The sequence below is a fragment of the Ruegeria sp. AE3 genome, assembly GCF_056542225.1.
In genome coordinates this window covers 91,805-110,672 of the sequence record NZ_JBQFZL010000006.1, presented here as the reverse complement: position 1 = coordinate 110,672, position 18,868 = coordinate 91,805, and the positions used below count along the sequence as shown (strand labels likewise).

The window sequence follows — 18,868 nt, the reverse complement described above, 5'->3', positions numbered from 1 at the left end:
AAATGTTCGGATTGATACGCCTTCCCATTCTGCTGCTGATCGCCTTTATTGTGGGCGTGTTCTTTGAGCGCAACAATCAGCGCGAAGCCTGCAACGGGCTTGGCGAATGGAGAAACGGGATCTGTTTGACGACGGGGGCTGCCAATGAGTGATCTGATCTGCGTCGGCAGCGTCGCGGGGTCTTATGGTGTACGCGGTGAAGTGCGCCTGAAAAGCTTCTGCGCCGTTCCCGAAGATATCGAGGCGTATTCGCCGCTGACGGATGAATCCGGCAAGGAACGCTATCCAGTGGTTCTGACGCGTACGATCAAGAACGGTTTTGCCGCCCGTCTTGGCGGCGTCGAAACCAAGGAACAGGCGGATGCCCTGAACGGTTTGCGCCTGTTTGCGCGGCGCGATCAGTTGCCCTCGTTGCCCGATGACGAGTTCTACCACACAGACCTGATTGGGCTTGAGGTCTATGACACCGGCGGCACCCTGCTGGGCAAGGTCAAATCCGTGCAGAACCACGGGGCCACGGACCTGCTGGAACTACACGGGCCGGGCCTGAAGGCGACGGTTCTGCTGCCGTTCACGATGCAGGTGGTGCCAACCGTCGATCTGGAACAGGGCCGCATCGTGGCCGACCCGCCCGAAGGCCTAATCTGATGCGACGTGTTCTGCTGCATCTGGGTTTTCACAAGACCGGCATGACGGCAGCACAGTCCTTTCTGCACGAAAACCGCGAGCTGATCTGGCCGCATTTCGCGCTGGTCCTTCCGTATAAGACCCGCAAGGCCGGGTTGAACGAAGCGGCCACGCGCCATTCGATCTATCGTCTGGATGACACGCTGGCAGGGTTTGGCGGTCAGCTGCACACGTTTTTCGACGGTCTGGATTTCGGAGCACGCCGGGGATTGATCCTGAGCGAGGAGAATTTTCTGGGCCTGCGCCCCAGCAGGAACAAAAGCGAAGGATACGGAGCCGCACCCGAACTGGCGGAAACGGTCGTCAGCGTGCTGCGCCGCCGTCTGGTGGGCGAAGAAACCGACATCACCGTCTACCTGTCGTTGCGCAATCGCGATGCGTGGTTGCGCAGCCTTTGGGCCCACGATCTTCACCTGTCGCGCATGGTTCAGGACCTGGACGGCTTTTGCGCCGATCTTGCGCATCTGCCATCGCTACAGGACACGGCGGACCGGATTATGGACCGGTTGCCAACTGTCACGGTACGGACCGCGTGGATGGAAGCGCTGAAAGGTCACCACCTTGGACTGGGCGCACCGTTTGCCGAATTTCTTGGCCTGCCACACGCGAAATCGGCGCGGCTAGTGAAGCCCGCGCATGAAAGCCCTCAGCTTTCCGACGACGTTCTGAGGGAACTGCTGGCCCTGAACCGATCATCGCTGGACGAAACGGCGTTGATCACTCAGAAAAAGGCCCTGATTCGAACCGCCCAATATGAACTGGCCCGCCAGAAATGACTGACAAACCCGGCAAATCCCATGGTCGCAAGGCGATCCGGCCCACGCTGAAACCGCGTGAGTTGATAACACCCACCCCGGACTTGCACGGCGTCTGGAAAGCCAAGATCATCACCCTGTTCCCAACCGCCTTTCCTGGCGTTCTGGGAGAAAGCCTGACCGGCAAGGCCCTGCAAGAGGGGTTGTGGCAGCTGGAAACCGTGGACTTGCGGCAATTCGGCGTCGGCAGACATCGCAACGTGGATGACACGCCAGCCGGGGGCGGCGCGGGTATGGTTTTGCGGCCCGATGTGTTGGGCGAAGCCATCGAGCACACCATGGCGGGCATTCAGGGCAACTGGCCACTGATTTACCTCAGCCCGCGCGGGCGGCGCATGGACCAGCGCATGATGCAGAACCTTGCGCGCTGCGATGGCATGACCCTGCTGTGTGGCCGGTTCGAAGGCGTGGATGAGCGCGTGCTGGAGCATTACGGTGTGCAGGAGGTCTCGTTGGGGGATTTCGTGATGACCGGCGGTGAGATTGCGGCGCAGGCCCTGATCGATGCCACGGTGCGCCTGATCCCCGGCGTTCTGGGCAATCAGGCCTCGACCGAAGAGGAAAGCTTTTCCTCGGGCCTGCTGGAACATCCGCAATACACCCGCCCGGCAGATTGGAAAGGCCGCCCGATACCCGAGGTTCTGATGTCGGGCCACCACGGCCGCATCGCCGAATGGCGTCACAAGATGGCTGAGGATATAACCCGCGAGCGGCGCCCGGATATCTGGGCCGACTATGCAAAATCCCGGTCGGATTCGTCTGAGTGACAGACCGAATTGTTGCAGACATGCCGCAGGTTCTGTGTTTGCCAGAATTCTATTTGCAGTTGATCATCTTCCAAAATATGCACGTTTGAAAGCGCTGCGTTTTCAGGGCCTTAAAACGAAAGACTAATTGCATTATGAAGAAGTTATTGCTTGGCGCTTTTCTGGTTGCCTCTGCCTGTACGACCAAACCACTGGGGATGTCCGTTCCAACGCAAGCCGGTCACAATCTGCATTCGGCGCGGGTAGCGGTCGATTCCTGTTCTCTGGAAGCTGACGAAGGCGGAAACAGCGCCGTCATCGGGGGATATGCAACGAATATCCTTTTATGGGGTATCCTCATCGGCCCTGCGATTACCGCCCCGATCCAGGACGAACTGCGCACGCAGGGCGAAATCGATCAGGTGGACCGCTGCCTGCAAGAGCGCGGTTTCGAACGCCGGGAACTGAGCGCAGGTGAATCGTTCTGGGTGCGCAACGCCTTTGGGGAAGAGCGTGAGCGCCGGTTGGACCATCTGGTTAGCGGCGGCACCATTGAAACCTACGGCGCACCAAAGACCTAACCCCCGGCCTTCCATCTGGCCCAGACGTCTGGCGTGCCATTGAAAGTGTTGATGTCCACCCGGCCCTGAACGCCCGGCACCAGACCAGTGCCGGTATATTGCCAGAATCGCCAGACCGCGCGGGGATAGACAGTGCGTGGGTGGCCTGCGACCGATCTCAGCCAGAACTCGGTCTTGGGCAGGCGCCCGATATCGGTGTCTTCATAGAAATCCACCGTGGTATAGACGATCGGGCGGCGGCCATAATGTCGTTCGAGAATGTCCAGAAAATGCTGCGCCTCGGCCCGGACGGTTCTGCCATCGGGGCGCAGCGTGCAGGTCTTGGAATGCGGCGTCCATTCCATATCCAGCACATGCGGCAGGTCTGCCCCTTTGGGCACGTTCTGGATGAACCAGCGGGCCTGTTCCCGGGCCGAACGGCAGAAATAATAATAGTGGTAGGCGCCCCAAGGCACACCGGCCGACTGCGCGCCGCGGCGGTGATCGTCGAACAGGGGATCTGCCACGTCGCCGCCTTCGGTCGCTTTCAGAAACACAAAGCTGACACCTGATGCCCGGGCCGTGCGCCAGTCAATCGGCCCCTGCCAGCGTGACACGTCAAGGCCATGGATCGGGTATTGTCCGGGGTGGCTCCCTTCCCAGTCATGGGGATCCGCGTCGCCAAAATCGGGGTAGATCACAAGCGGTGCTGTCCTGTCCACGCCCGGAACGGGTTCGACTGCCTGAGGTTTCGGGCCGCCTCGACCGCAAGACATCAGCGCAACGGCCGTTATGGCCAGCATGAATGCCAATCGCATCATAGGGTCCTGTCTGAAATATCTGCTCATATTATTTGCCTCAGAATGCCTGATCTGGCCCGCTTGGCAACGCCTTAGTTTCAGGCTGGCGGATTCCTACCGGCCTGTTGGGCAAGTCAGGGCGTTTTTCCCTTGATCCCTGCCTGCAATACCCTTAAACGACCGCAATCCGGTGCCGCGTTCTGCGACGCCGGTGTTTTGGTTTGCACCGTGGCGTGACGTCCCGTTTTCTTCGGCAGGGATGCGCCGGGTCAGGCCAGACCAAAGGAACATTCGATCTGACCTCTGGCGGGCTGTACGCAGGACCCGGTGAAGACCAAGAGCTCTCAGGCCGTGCCCAACTTCGTGGACCAACCACGAGCAGATAGGAGAAACTGCGATGGACCTGATCGCACAGCTTGAGGCGGAACAGATTGCCGCCCTGGGGAAAGACATCCCTGATTTCAAAGCCGGTGACACTATCCGTGTCGGCTATAAGGTGACCGAAGGGTCGCGCACCCGTGTGCAGAACTACGAAGGCGTCTGCATCGCGCGCAACAACGGCAGCGGCATTGCCGGTTCGTTCACCGTTCGCAAGATTTCGTTTGGCGAAGGCGTGGAGCGTGTATTCCCGCTGTATTCGACCAATATCGACAGCATCACCGTTGTCCGCCGCGGCCGCGTTCGTCGCGCCAAACTGTACTATCTGCGCACCCGTCGCGGTAAATCCGCGCGTATCGCAGAGGTTTCCAACTACAAGCCCAAAGCTGGCGCCGAAGCGTAAGGAGCGGAAAGATGAAAAAAGACATCCATCCCGATTATCACGTCATCGACGTCAAGATGACCGATGGCACCATCGTTCAGATGAAATCCACCTGGGGCAGCGAAGGCGACCAGCTGGCACTGGAGATCGACCCTTCGGTACACCCTGCATGGACCGGTGGTTCGTCGCGCCTGTTGGACGCTGGCGGCCGCGTGTCGAAGTTCAAGAAGAAATACGAAGGTCTGGGTTTCTAAACCTTTGCCAAAGTCTTTCAAAGGAAGGTCGCCAAAGGGCGGCCTTCTTTCGTTTCAGGCCCCTTTTTTCCCCGGTTTCTGATCCTTTGGTTTTGTAAGTTCAGCCGCGTCGTGCAATGGCGGAACCGGACCGCGCAACAGCAGCAGCGCGATCACCAGCCCTATACTGGCGGCGATCGCGGCCATGAGCATCGCCGCATCAAAGGCATTATCCCGCAGATCACGCAGCGCCCCGGCCAGCGCTGAACCAGTTGACGGGTCAAGCCCGGCAATCAGCTGTTCCACCTGTGTTGCCGTGCCATGTGTCAGGGCGCGCGCAAGGTCGTCGCGCTGCGTCGATCCGGCGGGCAGCGCGGTGATGACTTCTGACAGGCCCGAGCGGATGGTCAGAGCTTCGGCCAGACCGCCGACAACCGATCCCATCGTGGCCCCGAAATACAGGAATGCGTTGATCACCCCAGACCCCTGTCCGACATGTTCGTCGGGCAGCAAGCGAAGCCCAAGACGGGGCAGCAACGAAAAACAGATGCCGATGCCAACCCCCACAATGATCAGTTTCCACCAGATTTCAGCATAGCTGTCGATATTCGAGGTTGTTGTCAAAAGCAGGAAGCCGCAGGCCATCAACCCCATTGCAGCACTCACCGGCCATTGGAAACTGTATGGCGCAAGCAGGCGCGGCGCGGTGACAGAAATGACAAACATGCTCAGGCTCAGGGGCAGGATTGCCACGCCCGCCTCAACCGGTGAATAGCCGAACGCATCCGGGGACTGGACGAACACGTTAAAGTAGACAAAGAAACAGAACAACGCAAATCCCGCAAAGAACATCCCCGTTGCCGCCATAAGATAGCGCGGGTGCCGGAAGTACCGGAACTCGACCAGCGGATCGTCGCTGCGCCGCGAGGTGTAGACCAGACCGACAACTGCCAAAGCGGCGACACCCAAAGGAACGATGGTCAGGGCATTGTCCCATCCGTGTGCCTCACCGTTGCTGAGCGCGAAAGACAATGGGCCCAGCAGCAAGACAATGGCAATCGCCCCTGCGGTATCGAATTTTGCACCCTGAAGGCGCGTATCCGGGACATAGTTTTTCCTGCTGACCTGAAGGCCGATCACAAACGCAATGGCAAGCAGCACAAGGTCTGTGGCGAATACCCCGCGCCAGCTTAGAAAGTTGGCAAAGCTTCCTCCGACTATGGGCCCGACGCCTATCGCAAGGCCCACGATTGCGCCCCACACACCGGTCACACTGGCCCGTTGTTCCTCGGGCGTTGCGGCGGTCAGCAGGGACAATGAGGTGCCGAACAGGGCCGCAGCCCCTGCCCCCTGCGCGCCACGCCCGATCAGCAGCATCGCCGCGTTCTGTGAAAACAGCACCGAAGCCGAGCCACAGGCAAACACGATCATGCCAAAGAAAAAGACACCCATCTTGCCCGTGATATCCCCAAGCCGGCTTACAATCGTCACAAGGGCCGCACTGGCCACCGTATAGATCGCCATCACCCATTGCAGACCCGAGGGCGTCAGATCGAACTCGGCCTTCAGATATGGAAGGATGGTCGCAACAGCAGTTGTGTTGAAGCCAACGACCATCATGCAAATGGCCGTCATTGCAAGAACAACGCGTGAACCGCCTGAACTGTCCGCAGCAGTGTCCGGCATGCCTATGCCCCTTTCACCTGCTTTGAAGATGAACCGAAGAGGACCCGTGCAAAGCCTGCAAGGTTATTCGGTGTAAATCTGTTTGGTATTTAACCAAATTTTCCGCCCCCCGCATAGTTTTCACGATCCGGACCAAGCGGCGTCACCGCGAAAGGACCCTTTGGGAGCGCGATCTGTACATGTGTGAATCAGGCAAACGGCGCGATTGATTCCAGTGCGGATCGTTGCAGGCAGCGGTTGTTCAAGATGTTCGGGACTAGGCGCCGACACGGCGATATCGCTGCCAAGACCGTGATCGGATAGCCGATCAAGGCAGATCACCAGACTGGTGCCTTCCCGTAACCCGCGCACTGCGCTGTGTTTTCCAAAATAGAGTCCGATAATGCCAAAAAGCGCCGCTTGAGGTTCTTTTCATCGTAGGCGACACAACATATAGTGGGTGCCAACAACGTGTAGTCAAACACGGCAAGACTTGGGAATACAAGCATGGCACATATCATTGTGGTCGGGAACGAAAAAGGCGGCGCTGGCAAATCGACCGTGTCGATGCATGTGGCAACCGCACTGGCCCGACTGGGGCACAAGGTCAGCACGCTTGATCTGGACCTGCGGCAACGCAGCCTTGGACGATATTTCGAGAACCGGAACAACTTTCTGAAAAGCTCGGGCCTGACGCTGCCCGGCCCACGCCATCACGACCTGCCCGAGATTGATGCCAGCACGTTGAAACCGGGCGAGAACATTTATGACCACCGCCTGTCTGCTGCCGTGTCGCAACTGGAAAGCGACAGCGACTTTATACTGATCGACTGCCCCGGCTCTCATACCCGGCTGAGCCAGGTGGCGCATTCGCTGGCCGACACGCTGATCACCCCTTTGAACGACAGCTTCATCGATTTTGACCTGCTGGCGCGGATTGATTCAAAGGGTGAGAAAATCCTTGGCCCGTCCGTCTATTCCGAGATGGTCTGGAACGCCCGGCAATTGCGGGCACAGGCCGGGCTTAAGCCCATCGACTGGGTCGTTGTGCGCAACCGCGTCGGCACCCAGCGCATGGTCAACAAGGAAAAGATGCAGCGCGCGATCGAAATGCTGTCGCAGCGTATCGGCTTCCGCGTCGCTTCGGGCTTTTCCGAACGGGTGATCTTTCGCGAACTGTTTCCGCGCGGCCTGACCCTGCTGGACCTCAAGGATATTGGCGTCAAACAGCTGAACATCTCGAACATCGCAGCGCGTCAGGAACTGCGCGACATGATGCGAGAGCTGAACCTGCCGGGTGTCGAAGTCGATTTCTGATCAGCTGTATTGGAGGCTGGGACGCGGACTAAGCCGCCGTTTGTGTGTGATGCTTGATGTCTGTTTTTGGAGAGCTCACTTAGGAAGTAGTAACTCCCCATTCTTCAGTTGTTCTTCCAACTCTGGCCGAAAATAAACCTCTGCCTGTTGTTCTTCGCCCCGACATGCTCCGATCCACTCACCACTATACCTTTTTAGCGCGTCTCTAATGAACGACACGGCAGTGCTCTGCTGCCTCTTTGATGAAAACCCTTGGTCGATGGCGATGGGATCGTAACCGCTAGAAGTATCGAAGTGGGCTTCCCCCAGTGACCTGTAGCTATTTGTTAGTTGAAAACGATAGAGCGGTATACCGAGCGATCCTATGACCCAAGTTGTTGAATACTTTGGACCTCGATAGACGCTGGGCGGGAAGGGCCTGCCATTCTTTTGGGCAATCTGCATCCTTATGCCGTCGATCTTCATGTAGAGGAACATAACACTGTCCATCCCACGGTTTGCAAAGATGAACCGAATTGAGGTCGTTGGATCATTGGTTACAATCGCCCTGGAAAAATAATCGTACCAGAAATTCAAACCAATAGAGGATTGGTAAACACGAGGCTTGCACTCAAGTTTCACATTCGGATCAGGAACGCGTCTGTTGGAAGGTTGTCTCAAGTAATCCACCGAATTTGCTTATAAACACATTCGTTCTAGCAGACATATACACCCAGCGCAGCACAAGTAGTTTTGGCCTCAAACCAGCCCTTCGTTCAAGGCCTCACTGCCCTCGAACATCCGCTCCAACCCGCCGCTCGTACCCAGCGAAACAAAGGTGCTCCCTCACGCCTTTCAGCTTTGGAACCGCTGAACGGAACAGCCTCGGTTTCACCCGGTAACTGATGGCCCGCCGGGACTGTATACCGTGAACAGCTCTTTGGGTTCGTTCACCCCGCGCAGCATGTAGCGCCCGACCGAGATGAGGTCTTGTGCGCAGGGGCGTGCCGCGACCGCGACGTCGTCCGAGATCAGGATTCTCTGACCCAGCGACCGGTGCATTCCCGCGATTCGGGCGGCCTGATTGACGGCGGGGCCGATCACTGTGAAATCCAGCCGTGTTTCGGACCCGATATTGCCATACAGGATTTCGCCGGAATGCAGGGCCAGCGTGAATTTCGCAACCGGCAGCCCCTGCGCCTGACGTCGGGCGTTCAATTCATCCATGCGGGCTTGCAGCAAGGGCACCGCGCTGAGCGCGGCACGGGCGTCCTCGTCGATTTCGCCGACATCGAACATGGCCATCAGCCCATCGCCCATGAATTTCAGGATATTCCCACCCTTGTCGTGCACAACGCCCACGGCCACAGCCAGGTAATCATTCAGCATGTCGATGATCTCGTGGCCCGGCAGGTCTTCTGACAGGTTGGTGAACCCTTCCAGATCGAAATTCCAGATCACCGCATCGATTTGCTGCAATGATCCGCGACGAATCTCACCTGACAGGACGCGGCGCCCGGCATCACGACCCAGATAGACCCGCATCAGGTCTTCGGTCAGGTTCTGGTTCTTGGCGGATTTGAGCGCCAGCCCCAGATGCGGCAATACCGCATGAATGTGCCTGAGATCTCTGTCATCAAACCCGGACGGTGCATCGCTGGTCCAGGACATCAGGACGCCATCACTGACCTTTTTGGTACCGTCGGGGCGCATCTTTCCCGCCCCCTCATACGAGATGCCGGTGGCATAATAATCGGTCGCCCCAACCTCTCTCAGGTCGTTCAACAATGGAAAGCGGCTGGGTTCATTATGGTCGACAAGTTTGACCCGGATTTCATCCAGATCCTCGTTCAGCAGCGCATAAAGCGGGCTTTGTTGCCAGATTTCGCTGGGCATATCCGTGTTTTCAAACTTCTCGGATTCACCGCCGGTGCTTTTGTACCAGCTATATCCGGTTCCGCCATAAACCGGGTGCAAGGTTGACTGCGCCGCATGAAACCGCATCAGCGGAATGCCCATATCGACCAGACTTGTGCAGAACCCTTCCAACAACTCTTCCTGCCCGGCACCCTCAAGCCCCTTTTGGACCAACCAGTCGATCAGGGTGTGTGTGGATACCTTGGCAGGTTCAAATGACGTCATTTCAAATTCCGTATCAAGCATGACACACATCTGGGGACGGCAGGCGCCAATTACCAGTGGTCAATCCACGCCAGCCAACCGTCGCAACATCTGGCGCAGCAAGGCGGCCTCTTTTTCGCTGAACAGGCCCGACAGCGTGGCGTCATAGCTTGCGGCCACCCCGTACAAGTCGCGATACACGGCTTGCCCGGCTGGTGTCAGTGTCAGCCATTCCGCCCGCCGATCAGCCTCGTCCCGTGTGCGTTTCAGGTACCGGCGCTCCTCGAGCTTGGCAACTGCACGGCTGATCTTGGTTTTGTGCATTCCGGCCCGTTCACCAATTTCCTTGGCGGTCATTTCGCCAAACAGCCCCAGATGGAACAGCACCCGCCATTCGGTTCTGAGCATTCCGTACCGTCCCTTGTAGACAGCCTGAAATTCCAACGAGGCGCGCTCGGCTGCCTGGTTCAGCAGAAACGGCAGAAAATTCTGCAGGAAAAAGTCATCATTTTTTTCAGATTCGTCGTGTGTCATGCTTGTTAGTTACAAAATCAACTATTAACCGACAAGCAGCAAACGGAGGAATACGTAATGAACCGTCCGACGGATCCGCATTCATTGACGCAAGCAGCAACGCCTGTTGGTACCCATGCCGGTTACATGCCCGGCTTTGGCAACGACTTTGAAACCGAGGCGCTGCCCGATGCGCTGCCGCAGGGGATGAACAGCCCGCAAAGGTGCAACTACGGACTTTACGGTGAACAGCTGAGCGGCACGGCCTTTACCGCCAACCCGCCTGAACGCACCTGGTGCTATCGTATTCGCCCGTCGGTAAAGCATTCGCACCGTTACGAAAAGATCGACTTGCCCTATTGGAAATCGGCCCCGTGCATCGACCCGGACGTGATCAGCCTGGGCCAGTATCGCTGGGACCCGGTGCCGCATTCCGATGAAGGTCTGAACTGGATGACCGGGATGCGGACCATGACGACGGCCGGGGATGTGAACACCCAGGTTGGCATGGCCTGCCACATTTATCTGGTTACCGAATCCATGGTCGACGACTATTTCTTCTCGGCTGATTCCGAGTTGCTGGTGGTGCCACAGGAAGGGCGACTGCGCTTTGCGACTGAACTGGGAATCATTGACCTTGAGCCCAAGGAAATCGCGATCATCCCGCGTGGACTGCTGTACCGGGTTGAAGTTCTGGAAGGCCCGGCACGTGGCTTTGTGTGCGAGAATTACGGCCAGAAGTTTGAACTGCCGGGTCGCGGCCCGATCGGGGCCAACTGCATGGCCAACCCGCGCGATTTCAAAGCTCCGGTCGCTGCCTATGAGGATCGTGAAACCCCTTCGACCGTGACGATCAAATGGTGCGGCCAGTTTCACACCACGAAAATCGGACACAGCCCGCTGGATGTGGTGGCGTGGCACGGCAATTATGCACCCTACAAATACGATCTGCGCAATTATTGCCCGGTCGGCGCCATCCTGTTTGACCATCCCGACCCGTCGATCTTTACCGTTCTGACGGCGCCTTCCGGCCAGCCTGGTACTGCAAATATTGACTTTGTCCTGTTCCGCGAACGCTGGATGGTGATGGAAGACACGTTCCGCCCACCGTGGTATCACAAGAACATCATGTCGGAACTGATGGGCAACATCTACGGTCAATATGATGCGAAACCGCAGGGCTTCGTTCCCGGTGGCACCAGTCTGCACAACATGATGATCCCGCATGGCCCCGACAGGGAAGCCTTTGACAAAGCATCCTATTCCAATCTGGGGCCGGAAAAGCTGGACCAGACGATGTCGTTCATGTTCGAAACCCGGTTCCCCCAGCACCTGACGCCGTTTGCCGCCAATGAGGCACCGTTGCAGGACGACTATATCGATTGCTGGACATCGCTAGAGAAGAAGTTCGACGGCACACCGGGCAAGAAGTGACCCTCAGACTGGGTTACCCGGACAGCACCCGTCCTGATGGCGATGAACATACCCATTCCGGTTGCAGGCGTACTGTCGCTGCAACCAGAAAACAAAGACGGGGCCTTGGCAGCCGACCTGCCGCAACCGCGCCCGTTCTGGGCTTTGGCGCCTGTCTTTCAGGGGTTATGATCGTTTCGAACTACGTACCAAGTACAACAAAATAGGGGCAAAATATGCCTTTGATGAAATCCTGGGTGGCCTCGGCCAACGACGCGGCGCATCCGTTTCCACTGAACAACCTGCCTTACGGTGTCTTCTCGACTGAAGGCGATGATCCACGCTGCGGTGTGGCCATTGGCGACATGATCCTGGACGTTACCGCCGCCGAAGCCGAAGGCCTGATCACCCTGACCGATGAACCGCAGTTCGATCTGCCGTTCTGGAACCCCCTGATGGAGGAAGGCCCCGCTGTCTGGACCGCCCTGCGTGAGCGGCTGATCAGCCTTCTGGCGGACGGCTCGGACGAACAAAGCAAGGTCGAACCGCTGCTTGTACCACAGGCCGAAGCCGAGATGCACTTGCCCTTCGCGGTCAGCGAATACACCGATTTCTATGCCGGGCGGAACCATGCCTTCAACGTGGGCACCATGTTTCGTGGCCCGGAAAACGCGCTGCCGCCGAACTGGTTGCACATTCCGATTGGTTATAACGGACGGGCGTCCTCGGTCGTGGTGTCCGGCACGGATATCCGCCGCCCTTGGGGACAGCTGAAATCCCCCGATCAGGACCTGCCCGCCTTCCTGCCCAGCCGCCGCTTTGATATCGAGTTGGAGATGGGCGCGATTGTCGGCACGCCCTCGGATGGCCCGATCACGGTTCAGGAAGCTGACGACCACATCTTCGGCTACGTTCTGCTGAACGACTGGTCGGCACGTGATATACAGGCCTGGGAATACCAGCCGCTGGGTCCGTTTCAGGCCAAGGCAACCGCAACCTCGATCAGCCCCTGGATCGTGACCAAGGCAGCCCTCGAGCCGTTCCGCTGTGATACGCCAGCCCGCGAGTTCGCGCTGCTGGACCACCTCAAGGATTGCGGCCCGATGCTTTATGACATCGATCTGGCCGTCACCATGGCACCCGAAGGCAAAGACGCCACGACCATCGCGCGGACCAACTACAACCAGATGTATTATTCCGCCGCGCAACAATTGGCCCACCACACCACATCGGGATGCCCGATGAACACCGGCGACCTGCTGGGGTCAGGCACCATATCCGGACCAACCAAGCCCGAACGCGGATCGTTGCTGGAACTCAGCTGGGGTGGGAAAGAGCCGCTGACGCTGAACACAGGTGAAACCCGCAGCTTCATCGAAGACGGCGACACGATGACCCTGACCGGCGCGGCCAGGGGCGACGGCTATACGATCGGGTTCGGCGACTGCACCGGCACCGTTCTGCCTGCACTCAATTCCCCATTCGAGCGATGACGCACTGAGCTTCATCTTTTCCCAAATACTCCCGCCGGAGGCATCCAATCCCTGCCTTCCGCGCAACCGCAAAAGGACAAAACCAAGATGGCCAAAGCATTCGCGTCCCAGGGGGACATGTCGGAAAAGAAAATCTCGTTCACCGAAGTGGGCGAGGGGCTCTATGCTTTCACCGCCGAGGGCGACCCGAACTCGGGCGTGATCATCGGCGATGACAGCGTGATGATCGTCGAGGCGCAGGCGACCCCGCGCCTGGCCAACAAGGTGATCGAATGCGTGCGGTCTGTGACCGACAAGCCGATCACCCACGTGGCCCTGACCCATTATCACGCTGTACGGGTTTTAGGTGCCAGCGCTTTTGAAGCACAACAGATCCTGATGTCCGACATGGCCCGCGCCATGGTGGTTGAACGCGGTCAGGAAGACTGGGACAGCGAATTCCAGCGCTTCCCGCGCCTGTTCGAAGGGCATGAAAGCATCCCCGGCCTGACCTGGCCCACAACCACATTCAGCGACACGATGACCGTTTATCTGGGCAACCGCCGGATCGACCTGATGCATCTGGGGCGCGCCCATACCGCCGGTGATATCGTCATCCATGTGCCTGACCAGAACGTGATGTTCACCGGCGACATCGTCGAATATCACTCGGCCTGCTATTGCGGCGACGGGCATTTCAGCGACTGGGGCGACACGCTGGACGAGATCAAGTGGTTCGATGTCGACGCCATCGCACCGGGACGCGGCGACGCGCTGGTTGGCAAGGACATGGTCAATGCCGCCATCGAAAACACCCGCGATTTCGTCGAAAGCACCTACCGCCCCGCAGCCAAGGTTGCGGCGCGCGGTGGCAGCCTGAAAGAGGCATGGGACGCAGTCCGCGCCGAATGTGACCCTAAATTCGCCAGTTACGCGATCTACGAACACTGCCTGCCGTTCAACGTCGCCCGCGCCTATGACGAAGCCCGTGGTATCGACACGCCTCGCATCTGGACCGCCCAACGCGATCTTGAGATGTGGGAGGCCCTGCAGGGATAAGGAAAAACGGCCCAGTTTGATCCAGATCGTTTTAGGCGGCGGGATTCAGTGAAACCATATGCCAAAGGCTTCGGCACGTGCTGCCGGGGCACAGGACATGCAGCACTTTGGCGCATCTGCTTGGGGGGAAGCCCATGAACAAGATCTTTGAAACTCCGCTTTACGGCTATGAACGCAGCCCCGATCAGGACAGCCCGACGCCGGTTCGGCACAAGGTTATCGTGATCGGCGCGGGCCCGGTTGGTCTGGCCGCCGCGATTGATCTGGCGCAGCAAGGGGTCGACGTCGTGGTTCTGGACGAGAATGACAAGGTCAGTTTCGGCAGCCGCGCCATCTGTTTCTCGCAACGCACGCTGGAAATTGCCGACCGGCTGGGATGCGGACGCCGACTGGTCGACAAGGGCGTCCTGTGGGATCGGGGCAAGGTGTTCTTCGATGACCGACAGGTCTATGACTTCAACCTGCAACCGGAACAAGGTTATGCCAACCCTGCCTTCATCAACCTTCAGCAATACCATTTTGAGAACTATTTCGTTGAACGGGTCCGCGAGTTGCAGGCAGAAGGCGCACCGATTGAGATACGCGGGCGCAACAAGGTCGAGGCGATTGGCACGCATGACGATCACGTGCGGCTGGAGGTCGGGACGCCCGAAGGACCTTACACAATCGAAGCCGATTGGCTGATTGCCTGTGATGGCGCGACCTCCCCCGCCCGGCGGATGTTGGGCATTGATTTCGAAGGACGGATTTTCGAAGACAACTTCCTGATTGCAGACGTGATCATGGATGCGGATTTTCCGTCTGAACGCTGGTTCTGGTTCGATCCGCCGTTCAATCGCGGGCAATCCGCATTGTTGCATAAACAGCCCGACAATGTATGGCGCATCGACTTGCAGCTGGGTTGGGATATCGACAAGGAACGCGAAAAGCGCCCCGAGAACGTGATCCCCCGCCTCAAGGCGATGCTGGGCGATGATGTCGAGTTTGAGCTAGAATGGGTCTCGATCTATACGTTCCAGTGCCGTCGCATGGAAAGCTTCCGCAAGGGCCGTGTCCTGTTTGCGGGCGACAGCGCGCATCAGGTCAGCCCCTTTGGCGCGCGCGGGGCCAATTCCGGCCTTCAGGACACCGACAACCTGTGTTGGAAACTGAAGCTGGTTCTGGACGGGAAAGCACCTGAAACTCTGCTGGACAGCTACAACGCCGAACGCGTGTACGGGGCCGACGAGAACATCCTGAATTCCAGCCGGTCGACCGATTTCATCACCCCGAAATCCCAGATGTCGCGGATCCTGCGCGATGCGGTACTGGACCTGAGCGAGCATTATGACTTCGCGCGCCCGCTGGTGAATTCTGGCCGCCTGAGCCAGCCCTGCACCTATGATGGATCTTCGCTGAATTCTGCGGACGCGCTGAACGGCCCCGCCGGAACGCGACCGGGCTCGGCCTGTCCCGACGCTCCGCTTGGTGACGAGTTTCTGCTGCCCAAGCTTGCAGGCAAGTTCACGCTTCTGACCATCGATGCAGACGCCCCTGATGCCCTGGAAGAAGACGGGATCGAGGTCACGCGACTGGCGCTGTCGGTCAAGGATGACATGACGCTGGCCCTCAAACGCCGCTATCTGGGCGACGCGACCAGCGCAGTCTATCTGATCCGCCCGGACCAGCATGTGGCCGCCCGGCGTGACAGTTACGAAGAAAACACCTTCCGGCACGCGATCCGCAGAGCCTGCGGTAAGGAGTAAGCCCTATGTCAGACCTGATCCTAACCCCGAACATCAAAGACGCCGATGACTTTTATGCCGAACTTCTGGCCGCACATGAGGGCCTGGAAAAAGCCGACAGCGACGCGCTGAATGCGCGGCTGGTGCTGGTGCTGGCCAACCACATCGGTGACAGTGCAGTGCTGACGGACGCCCTTCGCGCTGCCGCTTTGACTGACAATTGACAGGCCCGGACGTGAGCGACGTCGTCCTTTATGACTATTGGCGGTCCTCGGCCAGTTACCGGGTGCGGATCGCCCTGAATCTGGCCGGGATCGCGTATCGCCCGGTTGTTGTCGATCTGGTCGGCGGCGCACAAAAGAGCGATGAACATATCGCTCGAAACCCGCAGGGCTTTGTGCCGGTTCTGGATATTGACGGGCTGCGGTTGACGCAATCGCTGGCCATCCTCGACTATCTGGACCGGACCCGGCAGTTGAACCTTCTGCCTGATGATCCGGCGGAACGTGCGCGTGTTCAGGCACTGGCTTATGCGATTGCGGTCGACATCCACCCAGTCTGCAACCTGTCGGTTGCGCGCTATGCTACGACCCTAAGCCATAATGCCCCCGACATGCCCGGCGACTGGATGCGGCATTTCATCAAACCCGGGTTGCAGGCGTTTGAAACCATGCTGGGGGATTTCGAACAGGCCCCCTACTGTGTTGGGTCAAAGCCCGGTCTCGCCGACCTCTGCCTGATCCCGCAGATCTATAACGCGCGCCGGTGGCAGGTTGATCTGTCGGATATGCCCCGCCTGCTGCGGGTTGAAGAGGCCTGCGCCAATCACCCGGCCTTTGTCGCGGCACATCCCGACGCACATGCGCAGGGTTAACATTGCACAGACCCTGTGTGCATGCGCAGCTAGGTTTTTTTCCTTTTAGGCCTTAGCTTTGAGCCAACAAAGCAGACGAGGTTCCTATGCCCGAGATCACCGGCTATCACGCCCATGTCTATTTCGACGCCGACACGCAGGACACCGCGCGACAGGTCTGTGAAGAGGCGGCCCGCCTGTTCCCTGTTCAAATGGGCCGGATGCACGCCCGAAACGTCGGCCCCCATTCGCGCTGGAGCTGCCAGCTGGGCTTTGCTGCCAGCGCATTCGACCAAGTCATCCCATGGCTGATGCTGAACCGGCAGGGCCTGACGGTCTTCACGCACCCGGAAACCGGTGAACATCTGGAGGATCACCGCGATCGCGCGATCTGGATGGGTGAGATGCTGGCGTTGGACCTGTCGATCTTCGACAACCTTTAACCCAGCGCCCGTGCCTGATCCCGCAGAACGAATTTCTGCACCTTGCCGGTTGATGTCTTGGGCAGGGTGCCGAACACAACCGTTTTGGGTGCCTTGAAATGGGCCATCCGGTCGCGACAGAAGGCGATAAGCTCTGCCTCGGTTGCGGCTGCGCCGGGTTTCAACTCGACAAAGGCGCAGGGCGTTTCGCCCCATTTCTCATCGGGACGGGCCACCACTGCAGCCTCCATCACCGCCGGATGCTTGTAGAGGATACCTTCGACCTCGACAGATGAGATATTCTCGCCGCCCGAGATGATGATGTCCTTCGAGCGGTCCTTGAGCGCGATATAGCCATCGGGGTGGATGACGCCCAGATCACCGGACGCGAACCAGCCACCGTGAAAGGCCTTGTCGGTAGCGTCGGGATTCTTGAGGTATCCTTTCATCACCACGTTGCCCTGCATGAATATCTCACCCATGGTTTCGCCATCAGCCGGAACCGGTTCCAGCGTTTCCGGGTCGGCCACCATCAGTCCGGACAACGCTGTATAGCGCACCCCTTGCCGCACCTTGAGGGCCGCGCGGTCTTCAGGCCCTTTGCTGTTCCATTCGTCTTTCCATGCGCAGACAACCGAAGGCCCATAGGTTTCGGTCAGGCCATAGACATGCGTGACCTCGACACCCATCGCCTCCATCGCTTCGATCACGGCCGCAGGCGGCGGGGCACCTGCCGTCATCACCTTGATCTGGTGGTCAAAGTCCTTCAACTCATCCGGAGCGTGGGCCAGCATATTCAGAACGATCGGCGCACCGCAGAAGTGGGTCACTTTCTCGTCCCGGAAAGCAGCATAGATCGGTTCGGCCCGCACCGCGCGCAAGCAAACGGAAACACCTGCATTGGCTGCCATGGCCCACGGGAAGCACCAGCCGTTGCAGTGGAACATCGGCAGGGTCCACAAATAGACCGAATGCTTGGGCATATCCCAGTCCAGCAAATCGGACTGCGCATTCAGGGTCGCGCCGCGATGGTGGTAAACCACGCCCTTGGGGTTGCCCGTGGTGCCCGAGGTATAATTCAGGGTGATCGCGTCCCATTCGTCCGCTGGCAGTGACCAGTCAAACGCGGGGTCGCCTTCGGCCAGCAGGGCATCATAGGTCAGGCGGCCCAGCTTTTCACCGCCGTCGAAGGTGGGGTCTTCGATATCGATGACCAGAATGTCATGATCGACCTGTTGCAGCGCATCTTTCACCACATCCGAAAACTCGGGGTCGACCAGCAGCGCCTTGGCTTCGGCATGGTTCAGGATGAATGCGACAATCGGCGCATCCAGCCGCGTGTTGATTGCGTTCAGAACAGCGCCCGTCATGGGCACGCCAAAATGCGCCTCGTACATTTCCGGGATGTTGGCCGCGATTATCGAAACGGTATCGCCCCGTCCAATCCCACGCGCTGTCAACGCACTCGCCAGACGCCGGCAACGGGCATAGGTTTCAGCCCAGGAATACCGGCGATCCCCATAAACCACGGATGGATAATTCGGGTAGACCTGCGCCGTCCGTTCAATGAACGTAAGGGGCGACAGGGGTGTGTAATTTGCCCGGCATTTGTCCAAATGACGCTCGTAGATATGTGTCGCTGCCATCCGCTGTCCTCCCGAAACGCAGTTTGGGCGAATTGAGCACAAAGTTCGCGTTCTGACAAACCCGTAGAAATACGGCGGCAAAA

The 18,868-nt window shown here is 58.6% G+C and carries 22 protein-coding genes; 16 read left to right on the top strand and 6 right to left on the bottom strand.

What is annotated here, in order from left to right; genetic code table 11:
• Nucleotides 1-2 precede the first annotated feature (2 nt).
• From ACR0NZ_RS13055 to ACR0NZ_RS13035, 5 genes are all read left to right on the top strand, one after another.
• The gene (locus ACR0NZ_RS13055) at nt 3-152 is read left to right on the top strand and encodes a hypothetical protein (protein WP_162896811.1); all 150 of its coding nucleotides are present in this window, start codon (nt 3-5) and stop codon (nt 150-152) included.
• Nucleotides 145-648, top strand: coding sequence for a ribosome maturation factor RimM (gene rimM, locus ACR0NZ_RS13050; RefSeq protein ID WP_480519415.1), 504 nt, complete (start codon nt 145-147; stop codon nt 646-648). Before ACR0NZ_RS13055 ends, rimM begins: the two co-directional genes overlap by 8 nt.
• The gene (locus ACR0NZ_RS13045; protein WP_480519413.1) at nt 648-1,463 is read left to right on the top strand and encodes a hypothetical protein; all 816 of its coding nucleotides are present in this window, start codon (nt 648-650) and stop codon (nt 1,461-1,463) included. Before rimM ends, ACR0NZ_RS13045 begins: the two co-directional genes overlap by 1 nt.
• Nucleotides 1,460-2,269: a tRNA (guanosine(37)-N1)-methyltransferase TrmD gene (gene trmD, locus ACR0NZ_RS13040; protein ID WP_480519411.1), complete on the top strand. Its 810-nt coding sequence runs from the start codon at nt 1,460-1,462 to the stop codon at nt 2,267-2,269. Before ACR0NZ_RS13045 ends, trmD begins: the two co-directional genes overlap by 4 nt.
• Nucleotides 2,270-2,403: 134 nt before the next feature.
• Nucleotides 2,404-2,829, top strand: a complete 426-nt coding sequence (locus tag ACR0NZ_RS13035) for a hypothetical protein (RefSeq protein WP_480473933.1) — start codon at nt 2,404-2,406, stop codon at nt 2,827-2,829.
• Here the strand turns inward: ACR0NZ_RS13035 and ACR0NZ_RS13030 are convergent.
• Nucleotides 2,826-3,626 (bottom strand): glycoside hydrolase family 25 protein, encoded by an 801-nt coding sequence (locus ACR0NZ_RS13030; protein WP_480473934.1) that lies wholly within the window; start codon nt 3,624-3,626, stop codon nt 2,826-2,828. The two genes, ACR0NZ_RS13035 and ACR0NZ_RS13030, sit on opposite strands and share 4 nt — an antisense overlap.
• Nucleotides 3,627-4,005: 379 nt before the next feature.
• On the opposite strand from ACR0NZ_RS13030, the gene rplS reads away from it, so the two are divergent.
• Nucleotides 4,006-4,389, top strand: a complete 384-nt coding sequence (gene rplS / locus ACR0NZ_RS13025) for a 50S ribosomal protein L19 (RefSeq protein ID WP_480473935.1) — start codon at nt 4,006-4,008, stop codon at nt 4,387-4,389.
• Between the two features lie 11 nt (nt 4,390-4,400).
• On the top strand, nt 4,401-4,622 hold the full coding sequence (rpmE, locus tag ACR0NZ_RS13020; protein WP_480473936.1) for a 50S ribosomal protein L31: 222 nt from the start codon (nt 4,401-4,403) through the stop codon (nt 4,620-4,622).
• A 54-nt stretch (nt 4,623-4,676) separates the two neighbouring features.
• Here rpmE and ACR0NZ_RS13015 read toward each other — a convergent pair whose 3' ends face one another.
• The gene (locus ACR0NZ_RS13015) at nt 4,677-6,287 is read right to left on the bottom strand and encodes an MFS transporter (RefSeq protein WP_480519409.1); all 1,611 of its coding nucleotides are present in this window, start codon (nt 6,285-6,287) and stop codon (nt 4,677-4,679) included.
• Nucleotides 6,288-6,773: 486 nt separating this feature from the next.
• Here ACR0NZ_RS13015 and ACR0NZ_RS13010 point away from each other — a divergent pair, with 486 nt between their 5' ends.
• Nucleotides 6,774-7,583 (top strand): division plane positioning ATPase MipZ, encoded by an 810-nt coding sequence (locus tag ACR0NZ_RS13010; RefSeq protein ID WP_480473938.1) that lies wholly within the window; start codon nt 6,774-6,776, stop codon nt 7,581-7,583.
• A gap of 75 nt (nt 7,584-7,658) precedes the next feature.
• Here ACR0NZ_RS13010 and ACR0NZ_RS13005 read toward each other — a convergent pair whose 3' ends face one another.
• The 3 genes from ACR0NZ_RS13005 to ACR0NZ_RS12995 all read right to left on the bottom strand — a co-directional run bounded on the left by ACR0NZ_RS13005 (nt 7,659) and on the right by ACR0NZ_RS12995 (nt 10,217).
• Nucleotides 7,659-8,243, bottom strand: a complete 585-nt coding sequence (locus tag ACR0NZ_RS13005) for a hypothetical protein (RefSeq protein WP_480519407.1) — start codon at nt 8,241-8,243, stop codon at nt 7,659-7,661.
• A gap of 210 nt (nt 8,244-8,453) precedes the next feature.
• Entirely contained in the window at nt 8,454-9,725 is a 1,272-nt protein-coding gene (locus ACR0NZ_RS13000; protein WP_480519405.1) for an adenylate/guanylate cyclase domain-containing protein, read from the bottom strand.
• A gap of 39 nt (nt 9,726-9,764) precedes the next feature.
• Nucleotides 9,765-10,217 carry a MarR family winged helix-turn-helix transcriptional regulator gene (locus ACR0NZ_RS12995; protein WP_480519403.1) on the bottom strand — a complete coding sequence of 151 codons (453 nt, stop codon included), beginning with the start codon at nt 10,215-10,217 and terminating at the stop codon, nt 9,765-9,767.
• Nucleotides 10,218-10,274: 57 nt separating this feature from the next.
• Between ACR0NZ_RS12995 and hmgA the strand changes: the two genes are divergently transcribed.
• The 8 genes from hmgA (at nt 10,275) to ACR0NZ_RS12955 (ending at nt 17,160) form a co-directional block, all read left to right on the top strand.
• A complete protein-coding gene (gene hmgA, locus ACR0NZ_RS12990) occupies nt 10,275-11,630 on the top strand; it encodes a homogentisate 1,2-dioxygenase (RefSeq protein ID WP_267365046.1) in 1,356 nt (451 codons plus the stop codon).
• Nucleotides 11,631-11,666: 36 nt separating this feature from the next.
• On the top strand, nt 11,667-11,801 hold the full coding sequence (locus tag ACR0NZ_RS12985) for a hypothetical protein (RefSeq protein WP_480473942.1): 135 nt from the start codon (nt 11,667-11,669) through the stop codon (nt 11,799-11,801).
• Between the two features lie 44 nt (nt 11,802-11,845).
• Nucleotides 11,846-13,102, top strand: coding sequence for a fumarylacetoacetase (gene fahA, locus ACR0NZ_RS12980; RefSeq protein ID WP_480519401.1), 1,257 nt, complete (start codon nt 11,846-11,848; stop codon nt 13,100-13,102).
• Nucleotides 13,103-13,189: 87 nt separating this feature from the next.
• Nucleotides 13,190-14,140, top strand: a complete 951-nt coding sequence (locus ACR0NZ_RS12975; protein WP_480519399.1) for an MBL fold metallo-hydrolase — start codon at nt 13,190-13,192, stop codon at nt 14,138-14,140.
• A 134-nt stretch (nt 14,141-14,274) separates the two neighbouring features.
• Nucleotides 14,275-15,885 carry an FAD-dependent oxidoreductase gene (locus tag ACR0NZ_RS12970; protein ID WP_480519397.1) on the top strand — a complete coding sequence of 537 codons (1,611 nt, stop codon included), beginning with the start codon at nt 14,275-14,277 and terminating at the stop codon, nt 15,883-15,885.
• Between the two features lie 5 nt (nt 15,886-15,890).
• The gene (locus ACR0NZ_RS12965; protein ID WP_480519396.1) at nt 15,891-16,088 is read left to right on the top strand and encodes a DUF2783 domain-containing protein; all 198 of its coding nucleotides are present in this window, start codon (nt 15,891-15,893) and stop codon (nt 16,086-16,088) included.
• A gap of 11 nt (nt 16,089-16,099) precedes the next feature.
• On the top strand, nt 16,100-16,738 hold the full coding sequence (gene maiA / locus ACR0NZ_RS12960; RefSeq protein WP_480519394.1) for a maleylacetoacetate isomerase: 639 nt from the start codon (nt 16,100-16,102) through the stop codon (nt 16,736-16,738).
• A gap of 86 nt (nt 16,739-16,824) precedes the next feature.
• Entirely contained in the window at nt 16,825-17,160 is a 336-nt protein-coding gene (locus tag ACR0NZ_RS12955; RefSeq protein WP_480519392.1) for a DOPA 4,5-dioxygenase family protein, read from the top strand.
• Here ACR0NZ_RS12955 and ACR0NZ_RS12950 read toward each other — a convergent pair.
• Nucleotides 17,157-18,785, bottom strand: coding sequence for an acyl-CoA synthetase (locus tag ACR0NZ_RS12950; protein WP_480519390.1), 1,629 nt, complete (start codon nt 18,783-18,785; stop codon nt 17,157-17,159). The genes ACR0NZ_RS12955 and ACR0NZ_RS12950 overlap by 4 nt on opposite strands.
• Between the last annotated feature and the right edge of the window lie 83 nt (nt 18,786-18,868).

What these genes read in the sequence shown, in the direction of transcription:
- ACR0NZ_RS13055 (WP_162896811.1), top strand. Translation starts at nt 3, where the DNA reads ATGTTCGGATTGATACGCCTTCCCATTCTGCTGCTGATCGCCTTTATT.
- rimM (WP_480519415.1), top strand. Translation starts at nt 145, where the DNA reads ATGAGTGATCTGATCTGCGTCGGCAGCGTCGCGGGGTCTTATGGTGTA.
- ACR0NZ_RS13045 (WP_480519413.1), top strand. Translation starts at nt 648, where the DNA reads ATGCGACGTGTTCTGCTGCATCTGGGTTTTCACAAGACCGGCATGACG.
- trmD (WP_480519411.1), top strand. Translation starts at nt 1,460, where the DNA reads ATGACTGACAAACCCGGCAAATCCCATGGTCGCAAGGCGATCCGGCCC.
- ACR0NZ_RS13035 (WP_480473933.1), top strand. Translation starts at nt 2,404, where the DNA reads ATGAAGAAGTTATTGCTTGGCGCTTTTCTGGTTGCCTCTGCCTGTACG.
- ACR0NZ_RS13030 (WP_480473934.1), bottom strand. Translation starts at nt 3,626, where the DNA reads ATGCGATTGGCATTCATGCTGGCCATAACGGCCGTTGCGCTGATGTCT.
- rplS (WP_480473935.1), top strand. Translation starts at nt 4,006, where the DNA reads ATGGACCTGATCGCACAGCTTGAGGCGGAACAGATTGCCGCCCTGGGG.
- rpmE (WP_480473936.1), top strand. Translation starts at nt 4,401, where the DNA reads ATGAAAAAAGACATCCATCCCGATTATCACGTCATCGACGTCAAGATG.
- ACR0NZ_RS13015 (WP_480519409.1), bottom strand. Translation starts at nt 6,287, where the DNA reads ATGCCGGACACTGCTGCGGACAGTTCAGGCGGTTCACGCGTTGTTCTT.
- ACR0NZ_RS13010 (WP_480473938.1), top strand. Translation starts at nt 6,774, where the DNA reads ATGGCACATATCATTGTGGTCGGGAACGAAAAAGGCGGCGCTGGCAAA.
- ACR0NZ_RS13000 (WP_480519405.1), bottom strand. Translation starts at nt 9,725, where the DNA reads ATGCTTGATACGGAATTTGAAATGACGTCATTTGAACCTGCCAAGGTA.
- ACR0NZ_RS12995 (WP_480519403.1), bottom strand. Translation starts at nt 10,217, where the DNA reads ATGACACACGACGAATCTGAAAAAAATGATGACTTTTTCCTGCAGAAT.
- hmgA (WP_267365046.1), top strand. Translation starts at nt 10,275, where the DNA reads ATGAACCGTCCGACGGATCCGCATTCATTGACGCAAGCAGCAACGCCT.
- ACR0NZ_RS12985 (WP_480473942.1), top strand. Translation starts at nt 11,667, where the DNA reads ATGGCGATGAACATACCCATTCCGGTTGCAGGCGTACTGTCGCTGCAA.
- fahA (WP_480519401.1), top strand. Translation starts at nt 11,846, where the DNA reads ATGCCTTTGATGAAATCCTGGGTGGCCTCGGCCAACGACGCGGCGCAT.
- ACR0NZ_RS12975 (WP_480519399.1), top strand. Translation starts at nt 13,190, where the DNA reads ATGGCCAAAGCATTCGCGTCCCAGGGGGACATGTCGGAAAAGAAAATC.
- ACR0NZ_RS12970 (WP_480519397.1), top strand. Translation starts at nt 14,275, where the DNA reads ATGAACAAGATCTTTGAAACTCCGCTTTACGGCTATGAACGCAGCCCC.
- ACR0NZ_RS12965 (WP_480519396.1), top strand. Translation starts at nt 15,891, where the DNA reads ATGTCAGACCTGATCCTAACCCCGAACATCAAAGACGCCGATGACTTT.
- ACR0NZ_RS12955 (WP_480519392.1), top strand. Translation starts at nt 16,825, where the DNA reads ATGCCCGAGATCACCGGCTATCACGCCCATGTCTATTTCGACGCCGAC.
- ACR0NZ_RS12950 (WP_480519390.1), bottom strand. Translation starts at nt 18,785, where the DNA reads ATGGCAGCGACACATATCTACGAGCGTCATTTGGACAAATGCCGGGCA.